The organism is Haloarcula salinisoli (assembly GCF_019599405.1).
Lineage (GTDB): Archaea > Halobacteriota > Halobacteria > Halobacteriales > Haloarculaceae > Haloarcula > Haloarcula salinisoli.
Map to the genome: position 1 here is coordinate 297142 of NZ_RKLQ01000001.1, position 24901 is coordinate 322042.

Here is a 24901-nt window from a genome sequence, read left to right on the forward strand (position 1 = left end):
CTCGACGCTTCGCGACTCCCCGGGCAAGCCACGGCAAACCGCCCTCCTTTTGACCCGTCGGGAGCACAGAACGGGTATGAGCCACGACGACTTTCCCACGGACCACCCAGCGGTGGTCACCTGTGGGCTCCCCTACGCCAACGGCGACCTCCACGTCGGGCATCTCCGGACGTACGTCGCCGGCGACGCCCTCTCGCGAGGGCTCCGCCGCATCGGCCAGCAGACCGCCTTCGTCTGCGGCTCGGACATGCACGGCACGCCCGTCGCCGTCAACGCCGCCGAGGAAGGCGTCGAGCCCCGCGAGTTCGCACTGGACTACCACGATACCTACGCCGAGACGTTCCCGCAGTTCAACGTCGAGTTCGACAACTACGGCCACACGGACGACGAGACCAACACTGAACTCACCCAGGAGTTCGTCCGCTCGTGGGTCGACGAGGGTCACGTCCACGAGAAGGAGATCGAAGTGGCGTGGGACACCGAGGAAGACCAGCCCCTCCCGGACCGCTTCGTCGAGGGGACCTGTCCGTACTGCGGCGAGCAGGCACGGGGCGACGAGTGCGACGAGGGGTGTCAGCGCCACCTCGAACCCGGTGACATCGAGGACCCCGTGAGCACCATCACGGGCAACCCAGCCGAGTACCGCACTCGCGAACACAAGTTCCTCCGGCTGGCGGACTTCCAGGAGTACCTCCAGGGCTTCCTCGACCGAATCGAGGGCACCGACAACGCGAAGAACCAGCCCAGAGAGTGGGTCGAGGGCGAGCTCCAGGACCTCTGTATCACGCGGGACATGGACTGGGGCATCGACTATCCGGCGGGCGGTGACGAAGGCGAAGACACGGCCGAGGACCTCGTCCTCTACGTCTGGGTCGACGCCCCCATCGAGTACGTCGCCTCGACGAAGCAGTACTCCGAGCGCGTCGGCGCCGACGAGTACGACTGGGAGCAGGTCTGGAAGATAGACGGCGAGACCGAACACGGCACCGAGTGGGACGACGACTGGACCGACGAGAGCGGCGACGTCGTCCACGTCATCGGCCGCGATATCATCCAGCACCACGCCGTCTTCTGGCCCGCGATGTTGCGGGGCGCCGGCTACAACGAGCCCCGCTCGATTCTGGCCACCGGGTTCGTCGGCATCGACGGCAAGGCCCTCTCGACCTCCCGGAACCGGGCGGTGTGGGCCGACGAGTACCTAGACGCCGGCTTCCACCCGGACCTGTTCCGGTACTACATCGCCACCGGCGCCGGCCTGGAGACCGACGTTGACTTCTCCTGGGACCGCTTCGCCGAGCGGGTCAACGGCGAACTCGTGGGTAACGTCGGGAACTTCATCAACCGCGCGCTGCTGTTTGCGGCCCGCAACTACGACGGCACGCCCGACGCCGCCGTCAGCGAGGACGTCCGGGACCGCATCGAAGAGACACTCGAGTCCTTCGAGACAGCGGTGAGGGACTACGACGTCCGCACGCTCGCAGAGCTTGCGACCGGGCTCTCGGACTACGGCAACGAGTACATCCAGCGCACCGAGCCGTGGCACCTTCTCGACGAGGACCCCTCGGAGGCCGCACAGGTCATCCGCGACTGCGTCCAGCTCGCCAAAGCCGTCGCCGTGGTCATGCAGCCGGTGTTGCCGGGCAAGGCCGAGCGGCTGTGGGGCCAGCTGGGCGAGGCCGGCTCGGTCGCTGACGTCTCCCTCGACACCGCGTTAGAGGCACCGCCCGAGACCTTCGACGAGCCCGACCAGCTGTTCGAGCAGGTAGAGGACGACCACATCGCCGAGCTCAACGAGGAACTGCAGGACCGAGTCGAAGAAGCGAGCGATGACGGGGACGACGCTGACGAGGCCGACGTCGACCTCGAACCGCTCGAAACCGACCGCATCGGCTTCGAGGACTTCGAGGGCGTCGACATGCGCGTCGGCGAAATCGTCACCGCCGAGTCCGTCGAGGACGCCGACAAGCTGCTCAAACTCGAGGTCGACATCGGTCACGAGGTCCGCCAGGTCGTCGCCGGCCTGGCCGAACTCCACGACGTCGACGAGCTCCCCGGGACCCGCGTCATCCTGCTTGCCAACATGGAGCAAGCCACCATCTTCGGCGTCGAGTCCAACGGGATGGTGCTGGCCGCCGGCGACGAGGCCGACCTGCTGACCACCCACGAGGACGCCCCGCTCGGGACTCGGGTGCAGTAGCTGCGACTGCAGCGGTCTGTAGTTCGACAGCGTCTCTTTCGGAGAGCCAGAAAGCCCCCGAGCTATCAGCTCCCGCGGCTCGCTGTGCTCCTCGGCCTCCGGTGCTTGCTTCGCCGGGGTTCGCTGATAGCTCGGCCCCTTTCAGTCCACCCGTAGAGGGTTGGCCAGCCGGCTTGGGTGGGACTGAAAGGGGCCGACCGCTCGACGTTCGAGGCGACGCAAGCACCGCAGGGAGCGAAGTGACCGAGGAGCGCAGCGAGCCGCAGTAGTCGAGCGGTCGGGGGATTTCTGGCTGTTGGCAGACTGCTTGACGGCGACTGCTGCCGAGACTATTCGGCTGCGCAAATCTGCACTCACGTCGCGGAATCCGACCACAACTAGTCGCCGTCCCTTTTTGTAGCTCGCTGTCCTAGCGACGGCCATGTCTGCCGACGGGAGCGACGAGGACGAGGTCGTCGCGGAGTCCGAGCCCGCGACAGTGGCCGATATCATCGAGGAGGCCGAGCCGTCGGCGACGGTCGACGGGGAGCGGTCCGAGGCGGGCCACGAGGAGCGCTCTGAGGCGGGCGACGACGAGGGGGCGGTCGCGGGCTCCTTTGCCCCGGATATCGAGGTAACGCCACAGGCGCCCACGCCGGAGAACACCATGTTCGTCGCGCTGGGTGTCTGTCTCACCATACTCGCGCTCGCGGACACGATCGTCGGACTGAGCCTGGTGTTGGTCGCTACGGTCTTTGCTGCCGTCGGACTCACAGCGGCCGTCTGCTACGGTGTGCTCGTCCACACGACCCCAGAGACTTAATCTGTCACCGGGCCCAAGTAGGGGTATGAACGTTCCCGTGGGGTCGCTCGCTCTCGTGCCCGCACAGCTCGAACCGCTGTTTGGGACGACGATATCCGCCGTCCTCTTCCTTGCCGGTGCGGCGCTCATCGTCGCCGAGGCGTTCGCGCCGGGGACTCACTTTTTCGTCCTCGGCGCCGCCTTGCTGGTCGCCGGACTGGTCGGCTTTTTCATCCCGGCCAGTCTGGGGCTGCTCGCGCCGCTCATCCTCGCCGTGGCGGTCCTCCTGACGACGGCCTTCACGCTGTGGGGCTACCGGAAGATAGACTTCTCGGCACCCGGCCGGGGCCAGTCCCTCTCATCGAGTTCGCTCCAGGGACAGTTCGGGACGGTCACCGAACGCGTCACGAAGAGTGCTGGCCAGGTCAAGCTAGAGGACGGCGGGTTCAACCCCTACTACGAGGCCCGTAGCGTGGGCGGCGACATCGAGGAGGGGGCCGAGGTGTTGGTCGTCGACCCCGGCGGCGGCAACGTCCTCAAGGTCGAAGCGACGGCGACCAGCGACGACGACATCGACCGGGCGCTGGAGCGGGACCGCGAGGAGCGGCCGGCGCCGGAGGCCGACGCCGAGTCCGAGCACGCCTGAGGTACTGTTGTGCCGCTTTGTCAGCAGTTGCCTGCCAATCCGTCGAATCTGTCCGGAAATGGTGACCAGAACTACCGCTATCGCTGTGTTGAATATCGGTAGTTTGTGACACAGCCACCGAAGGCTTTTATTTCAGCCGACCGGAGTTCGATGTGCCATGACAATCCCGCTAATACCGCTACAGTTCCTCGCTGGCAGCATCTTCGTGTTCGTCACGATGGTGTTGCTGGTGCTGGCCATCGCTGTAGCGTACTCCAGTGTCGTCATCATCCGGCCGTACCAGAAAGGTGCCTACACCGTGCTGGGGACCTATCGCGGCATCCTCGACCAGGGGATTCACTTCATCTATCCCTTCGTCTCCGACGTCACCCGCTTCGATATGCGGACCCAGACGCTCGACGTGCCCCGACAGGAGGCCATCACGCGTGACAACTCGCCCGTCACCGCCGACGCCGTCGTCTACATCAAGGTGATGGACCCGAAGAAGGCCTTCCTCGAGGTCGACAACTACGAGCGCGCCGTCTCGAACCTCGCCCAGACCACGCTCCGTGCAGTGCTGGGTGACATGGAACTGGACGACACGCTGAACAAGCGCCAGGAGATCAACTCGCGCATCCGACGCGAACTGGACGAACCCACCGACGAGTGGGGTGTCCGTGTCGAGTCCGTCGAGGTCCGTGAGGTCAACCCCTCGAAGGACGTCCAGCAGGCCATGGAGCAACAGACCTCCGCCGAGCGGAAACGCCGTGCCATGATCCTGGAAGCGCAGGGTGAACGGCGCTCCGCCATCGAGACCGCGGAGGGTGACAAGCAGTCCAACATCATCCGCGCCCAGGGTGAGAAGCAGAGCCAGATTCTGGAAGCCCAGGGTGACGCTATCTCGACGGTGCTGCGAGCGAAATCCGCCGAGTCGATGGGCGAACGCGCCGTCATCGACAAGGGGATGGAGACGCTCGGCGAGATGGGCAAATCCGAGTCCACGACCTTCGTGTTGCCCCAGGAGCTCACCTCGCTCGTCGGTCGGTACGGCAAGCACCTCCAGGGCTCCGACGTGAAAGAGAACGGTCACACCTTAGAGGCGCTCGACTTCACCGAGGAGACCCGCGAGATGCTCGGCCTCGACGACATCGAAGAGATTCTCGGCCAGATAGACGAGGAGGCCGAGGTCGACGTCGAGGCGATGGAGGAAGAGGCCCAGAAGATAAAACGCGGCAAGGACGCCGGCGTCGACAACGCCGACGACATGATAGAGCAGATGGACGCCGAGATCGACGACGGCGTCGGCGGCGAGACCGACATCGCCGGCGGCCCCGACGACACCGGCGGCTCCGGGGACGGCGACAGCGAAAGCGGTAAATAACTGGACCCGAAGCCGTTTTATAGTAGAACTACTTCCTGAAAGATATATGAGTGGTGACGAGGGGGTCGACACGGAGAAGCGAGCGACGTTGCGTCGCTTCGCGGCTCTGGGCGCCGCTAGCCCCTTCGTCGGCCTGGCCAGCGGCGACAGCGACAGCGAGACGCCCGACGCAATCGCGGGCTACGTCTCGGCCCGCCCGGGGACCCACTTCTCGAAGCTCCGGGACGACCTCAAACTGGGTACCGGCGAGGCCCAGCACCATCTCCACCGCCTGGAGCAGGAGGGCGCCGTCGACTCCCGGAAAGACGGCGACTATCGCCGGTACTTCCCGGCGGGCCAGTTCTCCGAGTTCGAGCAAGTGACGCTTGGCTACCTGCGGCGGTCGACCCCCCGCGGGATGCTCGTCGCCCTGCTCCGAGACCCCTCGGTGACGGCCTCGGGGCTGGCGACGACGCTGTCGGTGTCACGACCAACGATAAGCAAGCACGCGAAGGACCTCGAGGCGGCTGGTCTGCTCTCACGGGACGAGGGCTACGCCGTCGCCGAACCGGAGACTGTACTGACCTTGCTGATTCGCTACGCAGACTCCTTCGGTGACGGCGCCGCACAGCTGGCCGCCGACGCTGATTCCTTGCTGCGCTACGACCCTGACTGACAGCTGGGACGCCCGCTGGCCGCAGACTGGTGGCTGTACGTTCGTACAGATATTCGCGGTGGCGAATTACTTCAGTTTGCTACAGCCACCAGTCTCAGGCGTCGACCATCCACGTCGTCGAGGAGGAGTACCCCCACTTCTCCACGTCGACGGCGAACTCCCCGTCGGCGATGGTCGTCATGTTCGTTCCGACTTCCTTGGCCGAGAGCCCCAGCTCCTCGCCGATGAGGCGTGATTTGAAGTAGGTCTGCTCGTCGGCGTTGGCTTCCAGGTACTCGAGGATGCGGCGCTGTTTCTCCGAGAGTGGGCTGTCGGTCGCCTGTGCGGTTGCGCTCATGTACTCGGTAGTTCGACCGAACCGCCCTTAGGGGGTTTGGTACGGTGGGTTAACCGACCGCTGTCTTGCGGTTTGCTCGTCTTACCGGTCGCGTCGGGTACCGCTGACCGGGCCGTCACGGCTCGGTTGGTACAGCGGGGCAACGCGGTCGGGACGGGAGACCCATCGGACCACCTGCTCCGGCAGTTCTTTAATCGTGGCCGGATATTACCGCAAGTGGAGGTCTATCACTATGGAAATCTCGGACGAACTGCTGTGTCTGTTCAGTGCTGACGTGACTGCCGAGGACGACCGGTATCTCGTCGAAGTGCCCCGACGCGAGGTCGAGACGGGCGCCGTCGAGGCAGGCGAGACATACCGGGTCGCTCTCATCTCCACGGATATCGAAGCTGGGGCCGAAGAGAGCCCAGAGGCGGAGACACCACCGGACCAGCCACAGCCGCCGGTCGAACCGGGCGAGACCCGCTACGTCGAGATCGAGGATATCGGCAAGCAGGGCGACGGCATCGCCCGCGTCGAACGCGGCTACGTCATCATCGTCCCCGGGGCCGACATCGGTGAACGGGTCAAGATAGAGGTCACCGAGGTCAAGTCCAACTTCGCCGTCGGCGAGATTCTCGACGAGGACGTCTAGAGTTCGCGTCCGTCGGGCCGCTTTTGCCCCTCGGAGTCGTGGACGACGACGCCCTCGACGGCCGTCGGCTCGTAGTTCTCTCTGACGCCGATGGCCTCTTCTAGCTCTCTGATCGCTCGCTCTTTCAGCGCCACAGCCAGTTCCTCGGCGTCTTTCCGGGAGATGTCTCGTCCTAACCCCTCACACTCGTGGGCCCGAACCATCCCCTCCGAATCGACGGCCTCGCCCATCGGCTGGCTCGTCCCGCCAACGGCGACGGAGAAGGGGTACGTCTGACAGATGAGCGGCCGGTCTTCGTGGACGGTGCAGGCGCCGACGCCGTCGGATTCGTCGTAGAACGTACAGTCCCCACAGTCGTCGGTCTGGAGCGCCCACTCGAAGGTCTCGCCCTGCGGACCGTCGGGCGTCTCCTCGATACCGTAAGGCATCGGCCGGGCCACGTCGCGGAAGTCGTAGTCGCCCGCCTGCTGTAACCGGCGGATTTCGTCCGGAAACACCGTCGCAGTGTGCGGCTCGGAATCGCCAGTTCCATCCTCACCGTCGCGTTCCGATGTCGAATCGTCCCCACATCCCCCATCGTCGGCGCTCACGGCTTCGCCGTTCACATTTGACGAGGCCTCCCGTTGGTCGGCTTCGCTCTTACAGCAGGCCCCACAGCGCGTACACTCGAAGCCGATGGTCTCGATGGCGTCCGCGAGCTCGCTCACGTCCAGTTCGCGGGCGCGGTCGAGTTCGGTCTCGAGTGAGTCCATACCGGTCACTGGGCGCCGACGGTCAAAAGGCGTGTGTCGTGGCCAGGGCCCGGTCGTGAACGGAGCCGACGGTGGCCCCCAGGGGAAGCGACAGCCAGCCGAAATAGAGGAGGGCGCTGATGCCGGGCTCGACGCTGGCCGCGACGGTGACCTCCGGCACCCCGTACAGCAGGGGGACGACGCTACCGGCGACCAGCAGGGTGGCGGCCATCACCCCCGTCCCACCGACGGGGCCGCGGTAGGGGAAGTCGTCGGGAAGTAGCGACCACACGAGCGTGCCTGCGGCGGCGGCCACAGGAACGAACACCACCGCGGAGAGGGCTAGCCAGCGACTCTCGGGTGCCTCCAACTGCAGAGCGAGACGTATCAAAGCGAGGGCCAGAACCCCGGCGACAGCGGCGAAGGCATAGCCCGCGCCGATAGCCGGGCGGGTGCCGCCTGGGAGCCAACCGAGGCCGTAGCGCGTCCACCCGTAGACGGCTCGGTCGCTGAGGGGAGCGAGCGCTCTCGCGGCGACCGCTCGCACTCTGTTGCCGAGACGGGACGCGATACCGCGCTGGACCGAGTCGCCCACGGCACGCTGGTGGACGTGACCGACGGCGGCGCCGATCGGTAGCGACAGCCAGGCACTATACGGGAACGCAACGAGGCTGAAGATGGATCCGAAGAACAGAGCCCCGGCGAGGTCCCCGACTTCACCGTACAGCATGAGGGCGACACCGATCGGTAATCCGCCCACGAGGTACGCGCCGGCCATCGTGAGGGTCCCTGTGAGAGCGCCGCGACGGCGCAGTCGCGCCGGCAGGTATCGCGCGAACGTCCCGGCGAGGAACGCCGACGGCACGAAAACCAGGGGGATGAGCCCGGCAACCTCGAGTGGGTTTAACAACCCGTCGAGGTCGTCGGACCAGAGCACTCTCAGCGTGGTCTCCCCGAACCTGTAGGAATCGTAAGAAATGATGAGCATAATCACGCCACCGACGAAAAGCTCCCAGACCACCGTCGAGAGCAGCGCCGCGGTGGCGAACGCGTACCCCGTGGCGACTACGCGGCGGTCTGCGAGCGGGAGCCGGCCGGGACCGTACCGGCGACAGAGCGTCTCGATTGGCGTCGGACCGGCATCGTTGGCCATACTTTCACTTCGACTGGGCCGATAATAAAACACGTACTCACGGAGTCAGAACCCCGGATTATCAGGTGCTCGTCACCGCCGGGACGCTCGTGCCGGGAGCGCCTGGTTGCCATCCCACCGGAGGGCGGCCTCGACGGCGAGTTTTTCGAGGTGCGCGACAACCGTCGCGAGCGCGAGGTCCCGCACGCCGCTCAGGTCCTTCTCGTAGGCCCGGTCGAGGATTTCTTCCGGCGTCGCCGCGCCCGCCGCGACGGCCTCGCGGACACGCTCCTCTCGGCCACGTCGGTGGCGGAGGAGGCGCCGGCAGGAGCTCCGGGGCTCGTCAATCGTGGGTCCGTGGCCGGGATACAGCGCATCCGGATTCCGGCTGTGGAGCCGGCGCAGCGACGAGAGATAGGCCCGCATATCGCCCTCGGGCGCGCCCACCACGACGCTGCCCTCGGCGACGGCCACGTCCCCGCTGACGACGCCACTCTCCGTGGCGAAGCCGACGTGTTCGGGCGCGTGGCCGGGGAGGTCCAGCACTTCCACGCCATCGTCGCCCGCCGGAACTGTCGTCCCCTGGGCGAACGTCCGGTCCGGCGCGATACCGGTCGCCGACTCGAACGACTCGGCCCGACCGCGGCGGGCCCAGACCGTCGTGTCAGTCTCCCGAGCGTAGTCGGCCACGGCGCCGACGTGGTCCGGGTGGTGGTGGGTGACCGCGACGTGCGCGACGTCGGCGGCGCTGACCGCGTCGTCGAGCGCTGGCGTCCGGTCCGCGGGGTCGACCAGCAGCGCGTCGGGGCCCTCGCTCAGATACGCGGCGGTCTCGCCAGTGGGTGCGCGCGATTCGACGGCGACGTTGACCCGGCGCCAGTCCATCGGCTATCCGCTCGCGGGCGCCGCTGAAAACTCCGGCGGCTCGGACTGTGGGCTGGTATCCCCATATCTACGCCCCTCCCCCGGATGGCGACGTCCGTCGCGTGCACTCGACCGTCTCAGGCCGTGAGGAAGTAGACCTGCTTTCGCGCGTCGGTGAAGCTGTATCGGGAGTCGACGAGCTCTGACTCTTCGAGCCGGTTCAGCGCGTAGCGCACGGTGCGGTCGGGCAACAGTGAGGTCTCTGCGAGCTGGCCCTGCGAGAGGGGTGCGTCGTCTTCCAGCACTTTCGCGACGAGCTTCGCGCTCGGTGGTAGTTCTCGGAGCCGCTCCCGGAAGTCCTCTTGCGCGAACGGTGACGCCGACATATCCTCGGTGGTCGTACTCATACTGACCGATAATCCAGTACTACTGGTAAAACTTGGCTATATTCATGACCAAACAATACGGATACTATGGTATGTTTAATGTCTCCTTATACAATACTCGAATCGAGAAATTCGGCTCCGCTGGCAATCGGTTCCAGCACAGTTCGGGGGCGAAACGGCGATTCCAGTATCGTTTTATCCCCCCGGTGGGCACAATCGAGCGTGAAAGGGCAGGAGTGGTACCAGACCGACACCGTGGCCGAAGAGTACGAGGCCAAGCGATTCTCCCGCGGTGGCCGGCTTATCGACCGTCGTGAGAAGGAAGCGGTGCTTGAGGCCATCGGTCCGGTGGCGGACAAGAAAGTGCTAGAGGTCGCCTGCGGTACCGGTCGCTTCACCGTGATGCTCGCCGAGCGTGACGCCGACATCACCGGGCTCGATATCTCGGGCCCGATGCTCCAGCAGGGCCGCGAGAAAGCCAAAAACGCTGGTGTCGACGACCACGTCGAGTTCATGCGCGGCGACGCCGCCAGGCTCCCCTTCCCGGACAACCACTTCGACACAGTGCTGGCGATGCGGTTTTTCCACCTGGCCGATACGCCCGCGGCCTTCCTCGCGGAGATGCGCCGGGTCGCCAAAGACCAGGTCTTCTTCGACACGTTCAACCGCTTCTCGACGCGCTCGCTGTACAACTGGGCGCTCCCGATGGGGTCGCGGTTGTACTCCCGCTGGGAGATCGACCGCCTGCTAGACGGCGCCGACCTCGAACTCGCCAACGAATCCCACGACTGGGTGCTCCCCTACGGCTTCTATCGGAAGATTCCGAACGAACTCGCCTCCTCGTTTCGCTCTATCGATACGGCCATCGGCGGCACGCCACTGGGCGATAAACTCGCGTCGGTCTCCTACTGGAACACGCACGTCTCGCCTAGCTAATCGGTCCACGCTAGTTGCTAGCGGCTCGCGTGCAATCTCGGCTTCCGATAGGTAGAACACCCCACCCAGCGACGGCGATGCCAACAGCCGGAAAGCCCCCGTGCTATGGGCTCCCGCGGCTCGTTGTGCTCCTCGCTCGTTTCACTCGCTGCGGTGCTTACGTCGTCCTCAGAAACCGAAGATTTCTGATGGGTGGTTCGAGAGACGCCGACGGCGTCTCTCGTCATCCCGAAAATCGAAGATTTTCGGACGACTGCGCAAGAGCTCCGCTCTTGCGAACGCCGGGGTTCGCCCATAGCACGGCCCCTTTCAGTCCCACCCATGCTGGTTGATCAAAGAGCGCGGGGTGGACTGAAAGGGCCGTTCACGACGCGACTGCCGGCTGCCGGGGTGTTCCAGCCGTTCACAACAGGGGGTATACCTGCTGGCCCCAGCCCGCGACTTTTAAGCGGTTCCGGCGTCGAATCGTGGAGCATGGAGCTATCGGTAGTGGTCCCGACGCTGAACGGCCGGGAGGAGCTGGCCGGCTGTCTGGACGCACTCGCCGAGCAGGTGCCCGACGCCGAGGTCATCGTCGTCAACGGGCCCTCTGCCGATGGCACGACCGGGATGGTCCGTGACCGGTCGGACGTCGACGTACTGGTCGAAATCGCGGACCGGTCTGTCACCGTCGCCCGCAACGCCGGCCTCGACCGGGCGACGGGTGACGTCGTGGCGCTGGTGAGTCACACCCTCTCCGTCGAGGATGGGTGGGGCGAGGCCGTTCGGGCGGGCATCGAGGCCCACGCGGCGGTGACGGGGCCCACCCACGAGCAACTCACAGCGGGTATGACGACCGAGTCCAAGGAGTCACGGACCATCGCCGGACGAGCGGTCACCTACTTCAACGCCGGGAACGTCGCCTTCCGCCGCGAGGCCCTCGACGCGCTCGATGGCTTCGACGAGTATCTCCAGATAGGGAGTTCCCGCGACGTGGCCCACCGCCTGGCCGAGCGAGAGTACACGGTGGGCTGGGACAGCGGGATGTGCGTGCGCCGGGAGTTCGAGGCCGACGGTGGCATCCGCGAACGGAACTGGCACTGGAAGTACCGGTCGCTTTCCTACCGGCTGGTGAAAAACTACGGCGTCCGGCCGACGGTGGCGCGACGGATACTGAGCCACGCCGGCAGCGACGCCGTCCAGGCACTGAAAGGCGTCGCAAAGGGGAACACGGCCCCGTCGCAGTGGTTCTCGACCGGCCGGGATGTCGTCGGGGGCGCAGGGACCGGCAGCAAGGACGGTCTTCTCGCGCGGTTCCGGGATGGTGTGAATCCAAACGGCCGCTCCGTGCGTGCCGACCGGGCCGTCGCAGTGTACGACTGGCGCTAGAACTGCCGGGGTGCGAGCGGGTCGACGACCCGGCCGGCGTTGTTCGAGAACACCTTCTTCATCGCGTCTTCGGGGACGTCCAGCGTGAGAATCTCCATCACTGCGACGTTCGGGTGGGTGTGTGGCGAGCCGCTGCCAAACAGCACCCGGTCGGGGTGTTCGCGAATCGCCCGCTCCAGCGGGTCCCGGTAGCGGACGACGCTCGTGTCCAGATAGAGCTGGTCGTGGTCGGAAAGCAGGGCGATGGCCTCGTCCATCAGCCCCACGCGCAGCGGGTGGGCACCGAAGTGGGCGAGGATGACGGGGATGTCGTAGCCCAGCAGCTCGTCGGCGATAGCCGACGGGGGAACGTCCTCGCCGCCGTGGACGAGCACCGGCAGGGCGACGTCGGCCAGCTGTTCGAGGACGGCCTCGGTCGGCAGCCCGTCCTTCCCCGGGTGGAGCTTGAAGCCGTAGAAGCGGTCGTCGTAGGCGTACTGCTCGATGTCTTCGGGTGTCGTGTGGTCCCCGCCGCCCCGTCCGGCGAGGTTCCGGAGCCGCGAGCCGGCGCCGCCGCCCGGTTCGCGGGCACCGTCGATACGGGCGAAGGCCACCAGTGGGCGGCCGACCGACATTCGCGCGACGGCGTTGTTGGCCGTCAGATAATCACCCTCGCGGGCGCCCGGATAGACGACGGCACGGACGACCCCGGCCTGGTGCATCTCCCGTTCGAGCTGTTCGGGGTCGCCCAGCCCGGGTCGTGGCCGGCGCTGTTCGTCCGGTTCCACGCGTGCGTGAACGTCCACTACTCGAAAGCCGTGCTCCAGCTCCAGCATCTACATGACATGGGATGAACCCGCTAATAAATCATCGGGCCCTCATGGCGTGGACACCGGCCGCTGGGGGTCGCATCGTACTCTCTTCCGTGGGTCGGCGAGCTCTCCCAACCGAAGTTTTTATATAGAACCGCTTGCGATGAACAAAGTGAGGCTACATCACTATGTCATCTGGCCAGCGACGCATGGGCGGCCAGCCCCTCTTCATTCTCGACGAGGACGCCCAGCGTACACACGGGAAGGACGCACAGTCGTCGAACATCTCTGCCGGCAAGGCCGTTAGCGAGGCCGTACGCACCACCCTCGGTCCCCGAGGCATGGACAAGATGCTCGTCTCCGACAGCGGCGACGTCGTCATCACGAACGACGGCGCGACCATCCTCTCGGAGATGGACATCGAACACCCGGCCGCACAGATGATCGTCGAAGTCGCCCAGACCCAGGAGGACGAGGTCGGCGACGGGACGACCACGGCGTCGGTTCTGGCCGGTGAACTGCTCGCGAAGGCCGAGGACCTGCTCGACGACGACGTCCACCCGACGACCATCGTCGAGGGCTACCACGAGGCCGCGGGTCTGGCCCAGGAGGCTATCGAGGCCGAAGTACTCGACGTCGAACTCGACGACGACACGCTCGTCGAGGTCGCCGAGTCCTCCATGACCGGCAAGGGCACCGGCGACGTCGACGCCGAGCGACTCGCCGAGGTCATCGTCGACGCGGTGCGCCACGCCAAGACCGACAACGGGGTCCTGCGTGACAACATCGAGGTCCACACCCAGACCGGCGCGGCCACCTCCGCGACGGAGCTCGTCGAGGGCGTCATCATCGACGACACGCCCGTCCACGACAACATGCCCCACTCGGTCGAGGACGCAGACATCGCCGTCCTCGACGCCGAACTCGACGTCAAGGAGAGCAACGTCGACGCCCAGTACAACGTCACCAACGTCGACCAGCTCAACGCCGCCTTAGACGCCGAGGAGCAGGAGCTGTCGGGGTACGCGGAAGCGGTCGTCGACTCGGGCGCTGACGTCGTCTTCGTCACCGACGACGTCGCGGACCGCGTCGCCTCCCAGCTGGCGAAAGCCGGCGTGCTGGCCGTCGAGAGTGTCAGCTCCGGCACCGCGAAGGACATCGTCGAGACCACCGGCGCCAAGCGCGTCGGCTCCGTCGAGGACCTCGATTCCGACGCGCTTGGCTTTGCCGAGTCTGTCGGCGTCGAGAAGCACGGCGACGAGGAGGTCACCTTCATCCAGGGCGGCGCCGCCGCGGAGAAGGTCACCGTCTTCGCGCGTGGCTCGACCGAGCACGTCGTCGACGAGATTGAGCGCGCGCTCAACGACGCACTCGACGTGACCATCGCCGCCCTCGACGCCGGCGGCGTCGTTCCCGGCGCCGGCGCGACCGAGATCGCCGCCGCCGACCACATCCGCTCGAAGGCCGCCTCCATCGAGGGCCGCAAACAGCTCGCTGTCGAGGCGTTCGCCGACGCTATCGACGTCCTCCCGCGCACGCTCGCGGAGAACACCGGCCTCGACGCCATCGACGCCCTGGTCGACCTGCGCTCGCGCCACGAGAGCGAGGGCATCGCCGGTGTCATCAGCGAGGGCCAGACGGGCGTCGTCGACAACCCCATCGAGTACGGTATCCTCGACCCCGCCGCGGTCAAGCGCGAAGCGGTCGACTCGGCCACCGAGGCCGCGACGATGATCGTCCGCATCGACGACGTCATCTCGTCGAGCTAAGCGAGGTCGCCCCGCGACCTCGAAACGAACGGCAAAGCCGTGAGTTAACCACCCGAGCGTTTGAGCGCGAGGGCTTCGGTAGACGAGATTCCAGCTCGTCGGAAGCCGTTTAACACGGCCCTATCGCCGATTTTCTGACACTCGCAGTACAGAGTAATTCATAGACAGACCGACACAGCAGGCTATTAGCTGTCGGGTGTGACGAACCGCAAGAAGGGACAGACACGAGTTGGAGCTCGTGGTGCGGCGACAGCGTCGGTGTGACCGACGACCATGCCCACGGTACGTCGCCGCGATAACAGATGGCACCGTTTGCCGGGGACCGTCGCCCGTTGTCACGACCCTCGCCGCCCGGAGGCGGCGGTGGCCGGACACGACGGACAACAGTTCCGCGACGCTGTCGTCAGTTCGTTGTGGTCTCACCTCCCGTGACTCGCTCGGTGACCGCAGTCCGGCGAACAGGCTCGCTCCAGCCCGTCTCACACCCACGACGCGACAGCGGGGGCGCCTGTTCGTCCGGCATACATTGGTTTAGGCACGCCTAAAATACAAAAAGTTGTCGGTTTTCGGCGAGCCTAAAAGCTCGAACAACTATCAAAAATTTAATTAATTCTCCGGCCGGAAATATTATTTGCCCCCCTTTTGAACGGCCTCTCTGTATGTCAACAGAAACTCCAGAAACGAAAGAAGAGTTCGCCGGAGAGATGGCCGTCCTGGTCCTCGGGCTCCTGGTCTGTCTCCCGGTTGGTATCTACTACTACTTCGCCAACAAGGAGGAGCGACAGGTCTGTCCCGAGTGTCGAGAGACGGCCGACATGGCCGCTTCCTCGTGCCCGAACTGCAGCAACGAGCTCTAATCGGGCGATGGTCGACCTCATCGGACGCATCGCTGGGGCACTGGACGACGTCGACCGGTTCGTCCTCGCCCACCATCCAAGCTGTGAGTACTACGACCACCACACGTTCGAGCTGCGCGGTCTCGAACTGTGTATGGGCTGTTTTATCGTCTACCCGGTCGGGCTGGCGTCGCTGCTGGTGCTTTCCCTGCTTCACCTGACCGTCCCGGCGGTCGCGACGCTGCCCGTGCTGGCGTTCTACGCCGTCGGCGTCGGCGCCATCGTCCCGATGGTGGGGTACAAACTGCTGTACCGGCGTGGGAGCCGACTCCTGTACGAGCTCATCTACCGGACGAGCGAGCACACGCTCCGTGTCCTCACGAAGGCCGTCCTCGCCGTGGGGCTTGCCTGTCTGGCGTATCCGGTCGTCTTCCGCCCGGCCGTCCGACTCCCCGCCGTCGGGTTCTTCCTTGTCATGCTGGTCCCCTACGTCGCCTACAAGGGCCTGACCGCGCTCGATGAATGCGAGGAGTGCCCGGAGCAGTCTGAGTTCCCGAACTGCAGCGGTATGGACCTCAACGACTAGGCCGCCCGTCACCAGCGCAACTCGATGTCGTCGCCCGCCGCGACGCCGAAGGCGTCGTCGCCACGGCCCCGATTGACCGCGAGTTCGACGTTACCGTGGCTCCCGACGGTGACCAGCGGTTCGCCGGCCTCGACGCCGGCGTAGGCCCGTCGCACCGGCGCTCGAAGCCCGTTCACCGTGACCGTCTCGCCACCGTGGGCCCGTAGCTCCTCGCCGGAGACGTTGGTGATGGCGTTGCCGAACTCGTCGACGACGAGTACTTCGCCGCGAGCGCCGTCGCGGTCGACCGTCGGGTCCGGGAAGCGGCGGTCGACGTAGCCGTCGGTCCGGGAGGCCCGCGGCAGCTCGTCCAGCCCGGCCACGCCGTGGTTGTGGACGGTCGCCGCGGCGGGGGCAAAGACGTCCCGGCCGTGGAACGTCGCGCTCTCGGGGTCCTCGTAGGCCCAGCGGAACACCTCCACCTCGTCAGCCAGTCTCCGGGCGGCCGGGAGCAGGACCCCGTTGTCGGGGCCGACGAGGGCGTGGTCGCCGGCGCGGAGGGCCAGCGCGGCGCGGTCGGTGCCGACGCCGGGGTCGACGACGACGCAGTGGACCGCCGGGGGGAAATACGGCAGCGTCTGGGTCAGCCAGAACGCCGCCGCCCGCACGTCCTGTCTGGGGAGGTCGTGGGCGATATCCACGAGGCGGGCGTCGCTGTGCTGGCAGATGACGCCTTTCATCGCCGCGGGATAGGGGGAACCGAAGTCGGAGGTGAGCGTTATCATCAGTCTTCGCCGAGGTCCGCTTCCTCGAGGGACTCGTCTTCGGCCACGTAGCGGGCCAGCGAGTCCGTATCGGAAATGTGCCGGAGCCGCTGGATACCGTTTATCTCCTCGATGGTCTCGACGACCGGGTCGGGGACGCGGTCGCGCCACGCCCGGTCAGCGATTATCCGCTCGCGTATCTCGCTGCCCTCCAGCCGGTCACGGTCGAACATGGGCGACTGGCGCACCTCGATGCCGCTCTCCTCGAATAGCCGAACGACGAGGGGGTTGTTCGAGTACGCCACCTCGAACTCCGGGCACATGCTCTCGACGTGGCTCACCCAGACGGCGTTGCGGTTGATGTCCTCGAGTGGAACGACGTAGGTCGGCAGGTCGAACTCGGCGACGGCCTTCGTTATCATCATGATGCGCTCGCCCGCGGTGAACGGGTCGTGTGTCGTGTGCGAATCGTCGGCGCTCCCGATACCCAGTACCAGCTCGTCGACCTCCTCGGCGATGCGTCCGACCATCGCGTGGTGGCCGTCGTGGTAGGGCTGGAACCGACCGATGTAGAACCCGCGCATACGGGGAAGTGCGGTTGGCGGTCTGATAAACCCGACGGGCTTTCGACTGGTGTGAACTCACCCTAGCCCGAACCGCCGCTGTCTGGCGATTACGCGGGTGTGGTAACGGTACACCCGGGGAGAAAGTATATCAGTGGACAGGCCTTCCAAACCGATGTTAACAACGTTTGTATGAGCGACAACACCGACACTGACGCGGCTCCCGACGCCGACCGGGAGGCGACCGAACCCGAGGAGGAAGAGACGCCCGCCGCTGGCCAGCAGGTGGCCAGGGAAGAGGCGTCCGACTCCGAGGGCGAGGCGCCCGACACCGGCGAGGGAGCAACGTCGGACACGACGCTCGGCAGCGACGTCGAGATTGAGGGTGGGTCCGAGTTCGAGGACGCCGAAGAGCAACTGCTGGGCGGCCTCGACATCGACTCGACCGAGGAAATCGAGGTCCCCGACCGCCTCGTCGACCAGGTCATCGGACAGGACCACGCACGGGACGTAATCAAAAAGGCAGCCAAGCAGCGCCGCCACGTGATGATGATCGGCTCGCCCGGGACGGGCAAGTCGATGCTCGCGAAGGCGATGAGCCAGCTGCTCCCGCGCGAGGAACTGCAGGACGTGCTGGTCTATCACAACCCCGACGACGGGAACGAGCCGAAGGTTCGCACCGTTCCCGGCGGAAAGGGCGAACAGATAGTCGAGGCCCACAAGGAGGAGGCCCGCAAGCGCAACCAGATGCGGACCTTCCTGATGTGGATCATCATCGCCATCGTCATCGGCTACTCGCTGATTATCGCCCAGCAGATTCTGCTGGGGATTCTCGCCGCAGGTGTCATCTATCTCGCCTTCCGCTACAGTTCGCGTGGCAGCGACTCGATGATTCCGAACCTGCTGGTCAACAACGCCAGCCAGAAGACCGCGCCCTTCGAGGACGCGACCGGCGCTCACGCGGGTGCCTTGCTGGGCGACGTTCGCCACGACCCCTTCCAGTCCGGTGGGATGGAGACGCCGAGCCACGACCGCGTCGAGCCCGGTGCCATCCACAAGGCCAACAAGGGTGTGCTGTTCGTCGACGAGATCAACACGCTCGACATCCGCTCCCAGCAGAAGCTGATGACCGCCATCCAGGAGGGCGAGTTCGGCATCACGGGCCAGTCCGAGCGCTCCTCCGGGGCGATGGTCCAGACGGAGCCGGTCCCGACGGACTTCATCATGATAGCGGCGGGGAACCTCGACGCCATGGAGAACATGCACCCGGCGCTGCGCTCCCGTATCAAGGGCTATGGCTACGAGGTGTACATGGACGACACCATCGAGGACGACGCAGAGATGCGCCGGAAGTACACCCGCTTTGTCGCCCAGGAAGTCGAGAACGACGGGCGCCTGCCCCACTTCACCGAGGAGGCCGTCGAGGAACTCATCCTCGAAGCCCGCCGCCGTGCGGGTCGGAAGGGCCACCTCACGCTGAAGTTCCGCGACCTCGGTGGGCTGGTCCGCGTCGCGGGCGACATCGCCCGCGCCGAGGACAAGGACCGCACCACCCGCGAGGACGTGCTGCAGGCCAAACGGCGCTCTCGGTCCATCGAGCAACAGCTCGCGGACAACTACATCGAGCGCCGCAAGGACTACGAGCTCACGGTCAACGACGGCGACGTCGTCGGCCGCGTCAACGGGCTCGCCGTCATGGGCGAGGACAGCGGTATCGTCCTCCCGGTGATGGCCGAGGTCACCCCCTCGCAGGGTCCGGGCCAGGTCATCGCGACCGGCCAGCTCAAGGAGATGGCCGAGGAAGCAGTGCAAAACGTCTCCGCCATCATCAAGAAGTTCTCGGACGAGGACATCTCCGAGAAGGACGTCCACATCCAGTTCGTGCAGGCCGGTGAGGGCGGCGTCGACGGCGACTCCGCCTCTATCACGGTCGCGACCGCGGTCATCAGCGCACTGGAGAACGTCCCCATCGAACAGCACATCGCCATGACCGGCTCGCTGTCGGTCCGCGGTGACGTGCTCCCGGTCGGCGGGGTCACCCACAAGATAGAGGCGGCCGCCAAGGCCGGCCTCGACACGGTCATCATCCCCGAGGCCAACACCCAGGACGTGATGATAGAGGAGGAGTACGAGGAGATGATAGAGATCATCCCGGTCTCACACATCTCGGAAGTGCTCGAAGTGGCCCTGGCCGGCGAGCCCGAGAAGGACTCGCTGGTCGACCGCCTCAAGTCCATCACGGGCAAGGCGCTCGAACACGAGGTCGGGCGACAGGGCAGCGGCAGTCCCAGCCCGCAATAGATGCCCCAGTGGGCCGCGTTCGTCGGCCTCACGGGCTTTCTGCTGACTGTGTTACTCGCGCTTTCGAAACTCTCCCAGCGCTCGCTCTCGGCTGAGGGCGGCGGCGTCACCGCCCGCACCGACGGACTGGAACGACTCTCGGCTGCTGGCCCCGCCGACGACACCTATCCGCGGTTCGAGACCGCGAGGGCCGCCAGGGAGCGCCGGCACATCGAGGGGCAGCTCTCCAGCGATACACTGTCGACGGGCGCCGTGCTCGCGAACGTCGCGCTCACACAGGGCCTGTTCGGCCTGCTCCTGCTGGGCGGTGCGTTCTTCTTCGAGATACCTCTCGCTGCCTTTGGCGTCACCGCCGACGCACTATCGACGGGGCTGCCGGCCGTCGGTCTCGGGCTGGCGGCCGGCGTCGGATTCTGGGTGGGCAACGAGTTCGCCGCAGCGGTCGCCGACGGCTTCGGCATCGGGGTCGACGAGTCCCTGCGCGAGCTGCTCGCACCCGACTCGGCCGGCGGGTGGGTCGTCCTGCTGGGCGTCGTCTTGCCGATAATCGCTCTCGTCGAGGAACTGCTCTTTCGGGCCGCCGCTATCGGCGTCCCGGTCACCGGACTGGGTATGCCCGCCCCCGCGATGGTCGTCGTCTCCTCGGTGGCGTTCGCGCTGGGCCACGGCGCCCAGGGGCGGGTCGGTATCGTCGTCACGGGCGCGCTCGGGGCGGCACTGGGCGCCCTCTTCGTGCTCACGAACAGCCTGCTGGCCGTCGTCGTCGCCCACTATCTCGTCAACGCCCTGGAACTCTGTGTCCACGAGGGACTGGGAGTTCGGCGGCTGGGGTCGGCGTCCTGAACCCCGGCGTCGCCTACAGCCCCTCGACGGACCGAAGCTTCTGCTCGACCTCGGGCGGCGCGCCACTGGGGCCGTCGCGCACGCGGTGGTCGGGAATCAACAGCGGTGCGGGATTGGCCGCGAGCGCTTCCCGGACCTGTTGCTGGTCCTCCTGCTCGTCGGCCCCCAGTCCCTGTGTCATCATCACGACCTGCTCGACTGTCCCCTCCTCACCGTAGGGAATCTGCTGGACGGCTTCGAGGACGTTACGCTGGGCGGTCGGCACCGTCAGCCCGACGGTCACGTCCTCGAACTCCTCACCCGCCCCGCCGAGGTACGCCTCGATACGGTCCAGCAGCGGATGGCTGTCGTCGGCGTCGGCATCTGGCTGTGTCGGGAACGACACGGAGAGTATCCGGTCCCCGGCTTCGCCGAACTGGACGTGGCGGTCGAGATACGCGGACTCCCGTGCGTAGATGCCGGCGTCTCCCGATGGTGTCTCCATGGCTGCCAATCGGCCCGCTGGCCCTTGAATATACGGACTGCTGTCGACGACTGTGAGGGCTACGTCAGGGCCCGTACCACGAACAAACCCATGAGAACGAGTCCGAATACGAGGGGAATTATCGCATCGGCGCCAGCCCCTGGCGCATTTGATTCCTTGAGACGTGCTGTCCCCGGGTTCTCTGCGTCGATGTACGCTGTCACGTTCGTTCCCTCAGCGTACGTCTGCTTCGCTTCCTGCAGCTCTGACTCCGAGAGACCCGACATCTCTTCTTGCAGCGGGTAGATGTTGTTCGATTCGTAGGTCTTCCTCTCGTATTCGTACTCGTACGTGACGTGTAGCTCGAAGGCATAGTCGTAATCTGGATCCGGCTCGGAGTTCGTTTCGACGATCGTCGCCTGCACCGGAGTCTGTGCCGCTGACTGGTAGGAGGCTGTGAGTGCGAACAAACCGATGGCAGGGACGAGCGCGAGAACCGCGAGGGCGAGTAGCACTTTTTGCCCGTTCTTGTCGAATATCCCCATACATCGGCTGTTCGGGATTCGAGTATATTATTTCCGGTTTAGTGGGTTGTAATCTAGGGCCACGACTCCTTCTACGCGTTCTCCTCGGGCGGTGGGGTGGCCGCGCGCGAGCGTCTGTACCGGACGGCGAAGAGAAGTCCCGAGCAGACGAAGCCGGCCGTCAGTCCCACGACCAGCGGCGAGCCGTAGCCGAGCAACAGCAGCCCGACGCCGAACAGCCCCAGCATCGCACTCTGGAGGACGTAGTACCACGACGCGACCTCGGCCACTACCTCGCTGGCGCCGACCGCTCCGACGACCGTCGCGGTTCCGAGAAAGACCGCAAGCGGGAGGGGGCCGTTGGTGGCTATCGCCCAGCCCGTCAGTCCGGCCAGTCCCAGCGTGCCGACCAGCATCGGGGCCCGCGATGGTGGGGTGGTACCCATCTCGTCTCATCCGTGGCTCTCCGACCGCAAAAAGCCCGGCACCGACCCGAATTCTGCCAGTAGACGACAACACTTATGTACACTTCTGTACGTTAGTGTTCAGTAATGGAATCTAACGGACGAATGGCCCCGGAAGTACAGTCGATACTCGCGGCGGCCCGCGAGCGCGGGGGCGGCGGTGACCGTGTCGCGGTCGACGCGCGCTCGCTGCCCGCCGCGTTCGAAGCGGCCGAGGCGGACGGTCGCGTACCGGTCATCGCGGAGGTCAAGCCGACGAGCCCGACCGCCGACGGCGAGCGGACCGACGACCCGGTCGAACTCGCCGAGGCGATGGTCGCGGGCGGCGCGGCGGCCCTGTCGGTGCTCACGGAGCCCGACCACTTCGGCGGCTCGGCCGAGACCTTACAGCGGGTCCGCGAGGCCGTCGACGTCCCGGTACTGCGCAAGGATTTCATCCTGCACGAGGAACAGCTGGACGTAGTCGAAGCCGACGTTATCCTCCTCATCGTGCGGTTCCTGGAAGAAGACGGGACGGACTCCCTGGAAGACCTGCTCTCGGCGGCCCGCGAGCGTGGCTTTCAGGTGCTCGTGGAGGCCCACACGGCCGCGGAAGTCGAGCGAGCGGTCGAGGCCGGCGCGGACATCGTCGGCGTGAACAACCGCGACCTCGCGAAACTGGAGGTCGACCTGGCGACGTTCCCCGACGCGGCCACGGCGGCGCCCGAAGCCGTCACGCTCATTGCGGAAAGCGGCATAGGCTCACCGGACGACGTCGTCCGGATGCGCGAGGCCGGGGCCGACGCCCTGCTGGTCGGCTCGGCCATCATGGACCACGGCGGCGATTCGGACGTGACGGCGAACACTCGGCGGCTGACGGCCGCGACAGATACGGACACACAGACATGAGTACAGAGGACGCACACGACCCCAAGTTCGGCGAGTACGGCGGACAGTTCGTACCCGAGGCGTTGATGCCGGCCATCGAGGAGCTGGCCGACGCCTACGAGCGGTACGTACTGAACAACGAAGACGGCTTCATGGACGAGTTCCGTTCCAGACTGGCGGACTTCGGCGGCCGGCCGACCCCGCTGCAGTACGCCGACCAGCTCTCCGAACGGTACGACACCGACGTCTACCTGAAACGCGAGGACCTGCTCCACGGCGGCGCTCACAAGCTCAACAACGCGCTCGGACAGGTCTTGCTCGCCAAATACATGGGCAAAGAGCGCATCATCGCCGAGACCGGCGCCGGGCAACACGGCACCGCGACGGCGATGGCCGCAGCCCACCTGGATATGCCCTGTGAGATTTACATGGGCGAGACCGACATCGCCCGCCAGCGGCCCAACGTCTTCCGGATTAAGATAAACGGCTCGGAGGTCGTGCCGGTGACCGTGGGCCGGGGCACCCTGAAGGAGGCAATCTCGGAGACGATGCGCGAGTGGGCGACCACCGTCGAGAACACCCACTACGTCATCGGGAGTGTCGTCGGACCCCACCCGTTCCCGAAGATGGTGCGGGACTTCCAGTCGGTCATCTCGGAGGAAGCCCGCGAACAGGCCATCGAACAGACCGGCGGGCTCCCGACCGACGTGGTGGCCTGTGCCGGCGGCGGCTCGAACACGATGGGTGCGTTTGCGGAGTTCGTGGATGATGAAGAAGTCGCACTGCACGCCGTCGAGGCCGGCGGCTCCTCGCTCACCGTCGACGAGGACGAGGGGGTCGCCCCCAACTCCGCGACCCTCTCGACCGGCGACGAGGGCGTCCTCCACGGCGCGCGAACCAAACTCCTGCAGGATTCGGACGGACAGATAATGGAGTCACATTCGGTCTCCGCGGGGCTGGACTACGCCGGCGTCGGACCGGAACTCGCCCATCTCGTCGACGAAGGCCGGGTCACTCCGGTCAACGTCGACGACGACCTCGCCCTGGAGGCGTTCCACCGCCTCTCCCAGGACGAAGGTATCATCCCAGCGCTCGAAACCGCTCACGCCTTTGGCTATCTGGAGAAGTACCACGAGGACCTCGGCGACACCGTCGTCGTCAACGTCTCGGGGCGCGGGGACAAGGACTTAGAGACCGTCATCGAGGAGACGACCAAGCGCGACCTAGATATCGCGCCCGATATGTCCATCCTCCAGCGGATGGGCGGGAGTGGGCTCTGATGGGGCTCGAATCGGCCTTCGCGGACGAACCAGCCTTCGTCCCGTATCTCGCCGCGGGCGACCCGAACTACGAGGACTCGCTGGCGTACGTCGAGGCGCTGGCCGAGGGCGGCGCCGACGCCATCGAACTCGGCTTACCTTTCTCCGAGCCCATCGCCGAGGGGACGACCATCCAGAACGCCATCGTCCGCGCACTGGAGTCGGGGATGACCGTCGAGCGGTTCTTCGAGTTCGTCGAAGACCTCGACGTAGACGTGCCGCTGGTCTGTATGACCTACTACAATCTGATTTATCAGTATGGCGCGGACGAGGGACCTCGCCCCTTCGTCGAGAAGGCCGCCGACGTCGGAATCAGCGGCTTCGTCGTGCCCGACCTGCCGGCCGAGGAGGCCGGCCCGCTCCGGGACGCGTGTGACGAGTTCGGCCTCGATCTGGTCTTCATCGTCGCCCCGACCACCACGCCGGAACGACTCGAACGGATGCGCGAGCAGGTCTCTGGCTACGTCTACGTCCAGGCCCGTCTGGGCGTCACCGGCGCGCGCGACGACGTCGACGACGCCACCGAGGAGTCGCTTGCCCGCATCGCCGACTGGGACGTGCCCAAGGCCGTCGGCTTCGGTATCAAGACCGGCGACCACGCCGAGCGTATCGTCGGTGCCGGCGCCGACGGCGTCATCGTCGGCTCCGCGCTGGTCGATATCGTCGCCGAGGGCTACGAGAACGGCGACCCGACAGCGGAGGTGGCCGACCGACTCGAAGCGCTGGCCAGAGAACTCAAGGATGGTGCCCTGCGGGGGGCACAGGAACGGCCGCAACCGGAACGAACTTAATCGTTCTTGCCACA

Annotated in this window: 27 protein-coding genes; 16 read left to right on the forward strand and 11 right to left on the reverse strand. The window is 66.0% G+C overall.

Features of this window, described 5'->3' with window-relative positions; genetic code table 11:
- Positions 1-76 precede the first annotated feature (76 nt).
- The 5 genes from metG to EGD98_RS01560 all read left to right on the forward strand — a co-directional run bounded on the left by metG (position 77) and on the right by EGD98_RS01560 (position 5639).
- A complete protein-coding gene (gene metG, locus EGD98_RS01540; protein ID WP_220586586.1) occupies positions 77-2197 on the forward strand; it encodes a methionine--tRNA ligase in 2121 nt (706 codons plus the stop codon).
- 421 nt (positions 2198-2618) lie between these two features.
- Positions 2619-2999, forward strand: a complete 381-nt coding sequence (locus EGD98_RS01545) for a hypothetical protein (protein WP_220586587.1) — start codon at positions 2619-2621, stop codon at positions 2997-2999.
- A 25-nt stretch (positions 3000-3024) separates the two neighbouring features.
- Positions 3025-3624: an NfeD family protein gene (locus tag EGD98_RS01550; protein ID WP_220586588.1), complete on the forward strand. Its 600-nt coding sequence runs from the start codon at positions 3025-3027 to the stop codon at positions 3622-3624.
- A 157-nt stretch (positions 3625-3781) separates the two neighbouring features.
- A complete protein-coding gene (locus EGD98_RS01555; protein ID WP_220586589.1) occupies positions 3782-4984 on the forward strand; it encodes an SPFH domain-containing protein in 1203 nt (400 codons plus the stop codon).
- A gap of 46 nt (positions 4985-5030) precedes the next feature.
- Positions 5031-5639 (forward strand): winged helix-turn-helix transcriptional regulator, encoded by a 609-nt coding sequence (locus EGD98_RS01560; protein WP_220586590.1) that lies wholly within the window; start codon positions 5031-5033, stop codon positions 5637-5639.
- 94 nt (positions 5640-5733) lie between these two features.
- On the opposite strand, the gene EGD98_RS01565 is transcribed toward EGD98_RS01560, so the two are convergent.
- Positions 5734-5976: a DUF7123 family protein gene (locus EGD98_RS01565; RefSeq protein ID WP_220586591.1), complete on the reverse strand. Its 243-nt coding sequence runs from the start codon at positions 5974-5976 to the stop codon at positions 5734-5736.
- A 232-nt stretch (positions 5977-6208) separates the two neighbouring features.
- Between EGD98_RS01565 and EGD98_RS01570 the strand changes: the two genes are divergently transcribed.
- A complete protein-coding gene (locus EGD98_RS01570; protein ID WP_220586592.1) occupies positions 6209-6610 on the forward strand; it encodes a TRAM domain-containing protein in 402 nt (133 codons plus the stop codon).
- Here EGD98_RS01570 and EGD98_RS01575 read toward each other — a convergent pair.
- From EGD98_RS01575 to EGD98_RS01590, 4 genes are all read right to left on the reverse strand, one after another.
- Positions 6607-7362, reverse strand: coding sequence for a YkgJ family cysteine cluster protein (locus EGD98_RS01575; protein WP_220586593.1), 756 nt, complete (start codon positions 7360-7362; stop codon positions 6607-6609). The genes EGD98_RS01570 and EGD98_RS01575 overlap by 4 nt on opposite strands.
- 22 nt (positions 7363-7384) lie before the next feature.
- Positions 7385-8494 (reverse strand): hypothetical protein, encoded by a 1110-nt coding sequence (locus tag EGD98_RS01580; RefSeq protein ID WP_220586594.1) that lies wholly within the window; start codon positions 8492-8494, stop codon positions 7385-7387.
- A gap of 72 nt (positions 8495-8566) precedes the next feature.
- Complete coding sequence (locus EGD98_RS01585; protein WP_220586595.1) at positions 8567-9358, reverse strand: MBL fold metallo-hydrolase; 792 nt, start codon at positions 9356-9358, stop codon at positions 8567-8569.
- Between the two features lie 116 nt (positions 9359-9474).
- Positions 9475-9744: a MarR family transcriptional regulator gene (locus EGD98_RS01590; RefSeq protein WP_220586596.1), complete on the reverse strand. Its 270-nt coding sequence runs from the start codon at positions 9742-9744 to the stop codon at positions 9475-9477.
- A 201-nt stretch (positions 9745-9945) separates the two neighbouring features.
- Here EGD98_RS01590 and EGD98_RS01595 point away from each other — a divergent pair, with 201 nt between their 5' ends.
- Together EGD98_RS01595 and EGD98_RS01600 are read left to right on the forward strand one after the other, a co-directional pair.
- The gene (locus tag EGD98_RS01595; protein ID WP_220586597.1) at positions 9946-10659 is read left to right on the forward strand and encodes a class I SAM-dependent methyltransferase; all 714 of its coding nucleotides are present in this window, start codon (positions 9946-9948) and stop codon (positions 10657-10659) included.
- Positions 10660-11133: 474 nt separating this feature from the next.
- Entirely contained in the window at positions 11134-12027 is an 894-nt protein-coding gene (locus EGD98_RS01600) for a glycosyltransferase family 2 protein (RefSeq protein WP_220586598.1), read from the forward strand.
- Here EGD98_RS01600 and EGD98_RS01605 read toward each other — a convergent pair.
- The gene (locus EGD98_RS01605) at positions 12024-12842 is read right to left on the reverse strand and encodes an amidohydrolase family protein (RefSeq protein ID WP_220586599.1); all 819 of its coding nucleotides are present in this window, start codon (positions 12840-12842) and stop codon (positions 12024-12026) included. The two genes, EGD98_RS01600 and EGD98_RS01605, sit on opposite strands and share 4 nt — an antisense overlap.
- 185 nt (positions 12843-13027) lie before the next feature.
- Between EGD98_RS01605 and thsA the strand changes: the two genes are divergently transcribed.
- From thsA to EGD98_RS01620, 3 genes are all read left to right on the forward strand, one after another.
- Positions 13028-14587 (forward strand): thermosome subunit alpha, encoded by a 1560-nt coding sequence (gene thsA, locus EGD98_RS01610; RefSeq protein ID WP_220588016.1) that lies wholly within the window; start codon positions 13028-13030, stop codon positions 14585-14587.
- 659 nt (positions 14588-15246) lie between these two features.
- The gene (locus EGD98_RS01615) at positions 15247-15444 is read left to right on the forward strand and encodes a hypothetical protein (RefSeq protein ID WP_220586600.1); all 198 of its coding nucleotides are present in this window, start codon (positions 15247-15249) and stop codon (positions 15442-15444) included.
- Between the two features lie 7 nt (positions 15445-15451).
- Positions 15452-16009 carry a hypothetical protein gene (locus EGD98_RS01620; protein ID WP_220586601.1) on the forward strand — a complete coding sequence of 186 codons (558 nt, stop codon included), beginning with the start codon at positions 15452-15454 and terminating at the stop codon, positions 16007-16009.
- Between the two features lie 8 nt (positions 16010-16017).
- Here the strand turns inward: EGD98_RS01620 and EGD98_RS01625 are convergent, their stop codons facing one another.
- Both EGD98_RS01625 and EGD98_RS01630 read right to left on the reverse strand, forming a co-directional pair.
- Positions 16018-16773 (reverse strand): SAM hydrolase/SAM-dependent halogenase family protein, encoded by a 756-nt coding sequence (locus EGD98_RS01625; protein ID WP_220586602.1) that lies wholly within the window; start codon positions 16771-16773, stop codon positions 16018-16020.
- Positions 16773-17336, reverse strand: coding sequence for a nicotinamide-nucleotide adenylyltransferase (locus tag EGD98_RS01630; RefSeq protein ID WP_220586603.1), 564 nt, complete (start codon positions 17334-17336; stop codon positions 16773-16775). Before EGD98_RS01630 ends, EGD98_RS01625 begins: the two co-directional genes overlap by 1 nt.
- A gap of 171 nt (positions 17337-17507) precedes the next feature.
- On the opposite strand from EGD98_RS01630, the gene lonB reads away from it, so the two are divergent.
- Both lonB and EGD98_RS01640 read left to right on the forward strand, forming a co-directional pair.
- Complete coding sequence (gene lonB, locus EGD98_RS01635) at positions 17508-19616, forward strand: ATP-dependent protease LonB (protein ID WP_220586604.1); 2109 nt, start codon at positions 17508-17510, stop codon at positions 19614-19616.
- Complete coding sequence (locus EGD98_RS01640) at positions 19617-20459, forward strand: CPBP family intramembrane glutamic endopeptidase (protein ID WP_220586605.1); 843 nt, start codon at positions 19617-19619, stop codon at positions 20457-20459.
- Positions 20460-20472: 13 nt separating this feature from the next.
- Here the strand turns inward: EGD98_RS01640 and EGD98_RS01645 are convergent, their stop codons facing one another.
- The 3 genes from EGD98_RS01645 to EGD98_RS01655 form a co-directional block, all read right to left on the reverse strand.
- Positions 20473-20943 (reverse strand): MGMT family protein, encoded by a 471-nt coding sequence (locus EGD98_RS01645; RefSeq protein ID WP_220586606.1) that lies wholly within the window; start codon positions 20941-20943, stop codon positions 20473-20475.
- A 59-nt stretch (positions 20944-21002) separates the two neighbouring features.
- A complete protein-coding gene (locus tag EGD98_RS01650) occupies positions 21003-21467 on the reverse strand; it encodes a DUF3592 domain-containing protein (RefSeq protein ID WP_220586607.1) in 465 nt (154 codons plus the stop codon).
- Positions 21468-21538: 71 nt separating this feature from the next.
- The gene (locus tag EGD98_RS01655) at positions 21539-21892 is read right to left on the reverse strand and encodes a hypothetical protein (protein WP_220586608.1); all 354 of its coding nucleotides are present in this window, start codon (positions 21890-21892) and stop codon (positions 21539-21541) included.
- A gap of 105 nt (positions 21893-21997) precedes the next feature.
- On the opposite strand from EGD98_RS01655, the gene trpC reads away from it, so the two are divergent.
- The 3 genes from trpC to trpA are packed head-to-tail and all read left to right on the forward strand — an operon-like array spanning position 21998 to position 24887.
- On the forward strand, positions 21998-22798 hold the full coding sequence (trpC, locus tag EGD98_RS01660; protein WP_220586609.1) for an indole-3-glycerol phosphate synthase: 801 nt from the start codon (positions 21998-22000) through the stop codon (positions 22796-22798).
- Complete coding sequence (gene trpB, locus EGD98_RS01665; RefSeq protein WP_220586610.1) at positions 22795-24057, forward strand: tryptophan synthase subunit beta; 1263 nt, start codon at positions 22795-22797, stop codon at positions 24055-24057. The genes trpC and trpB overlap by 4 nt, the downstream gene beginning before the upstream one ends.
- Complete coding sequence (gene trpA / locus EGD98_RS01670) at positions 24057-24887, forward strand: tryptophan synthase subunit alpha (RefSeq protein WP_220586611.1); 831 nt, start codon at positions 24057-24059, stop codon at positions 24885-24887. Before trpB ends, trpA begins: the two co-directional genes overlap by 1 nt.
- Positions 24888-24901 lie beyond the last annotated feature (14 nt).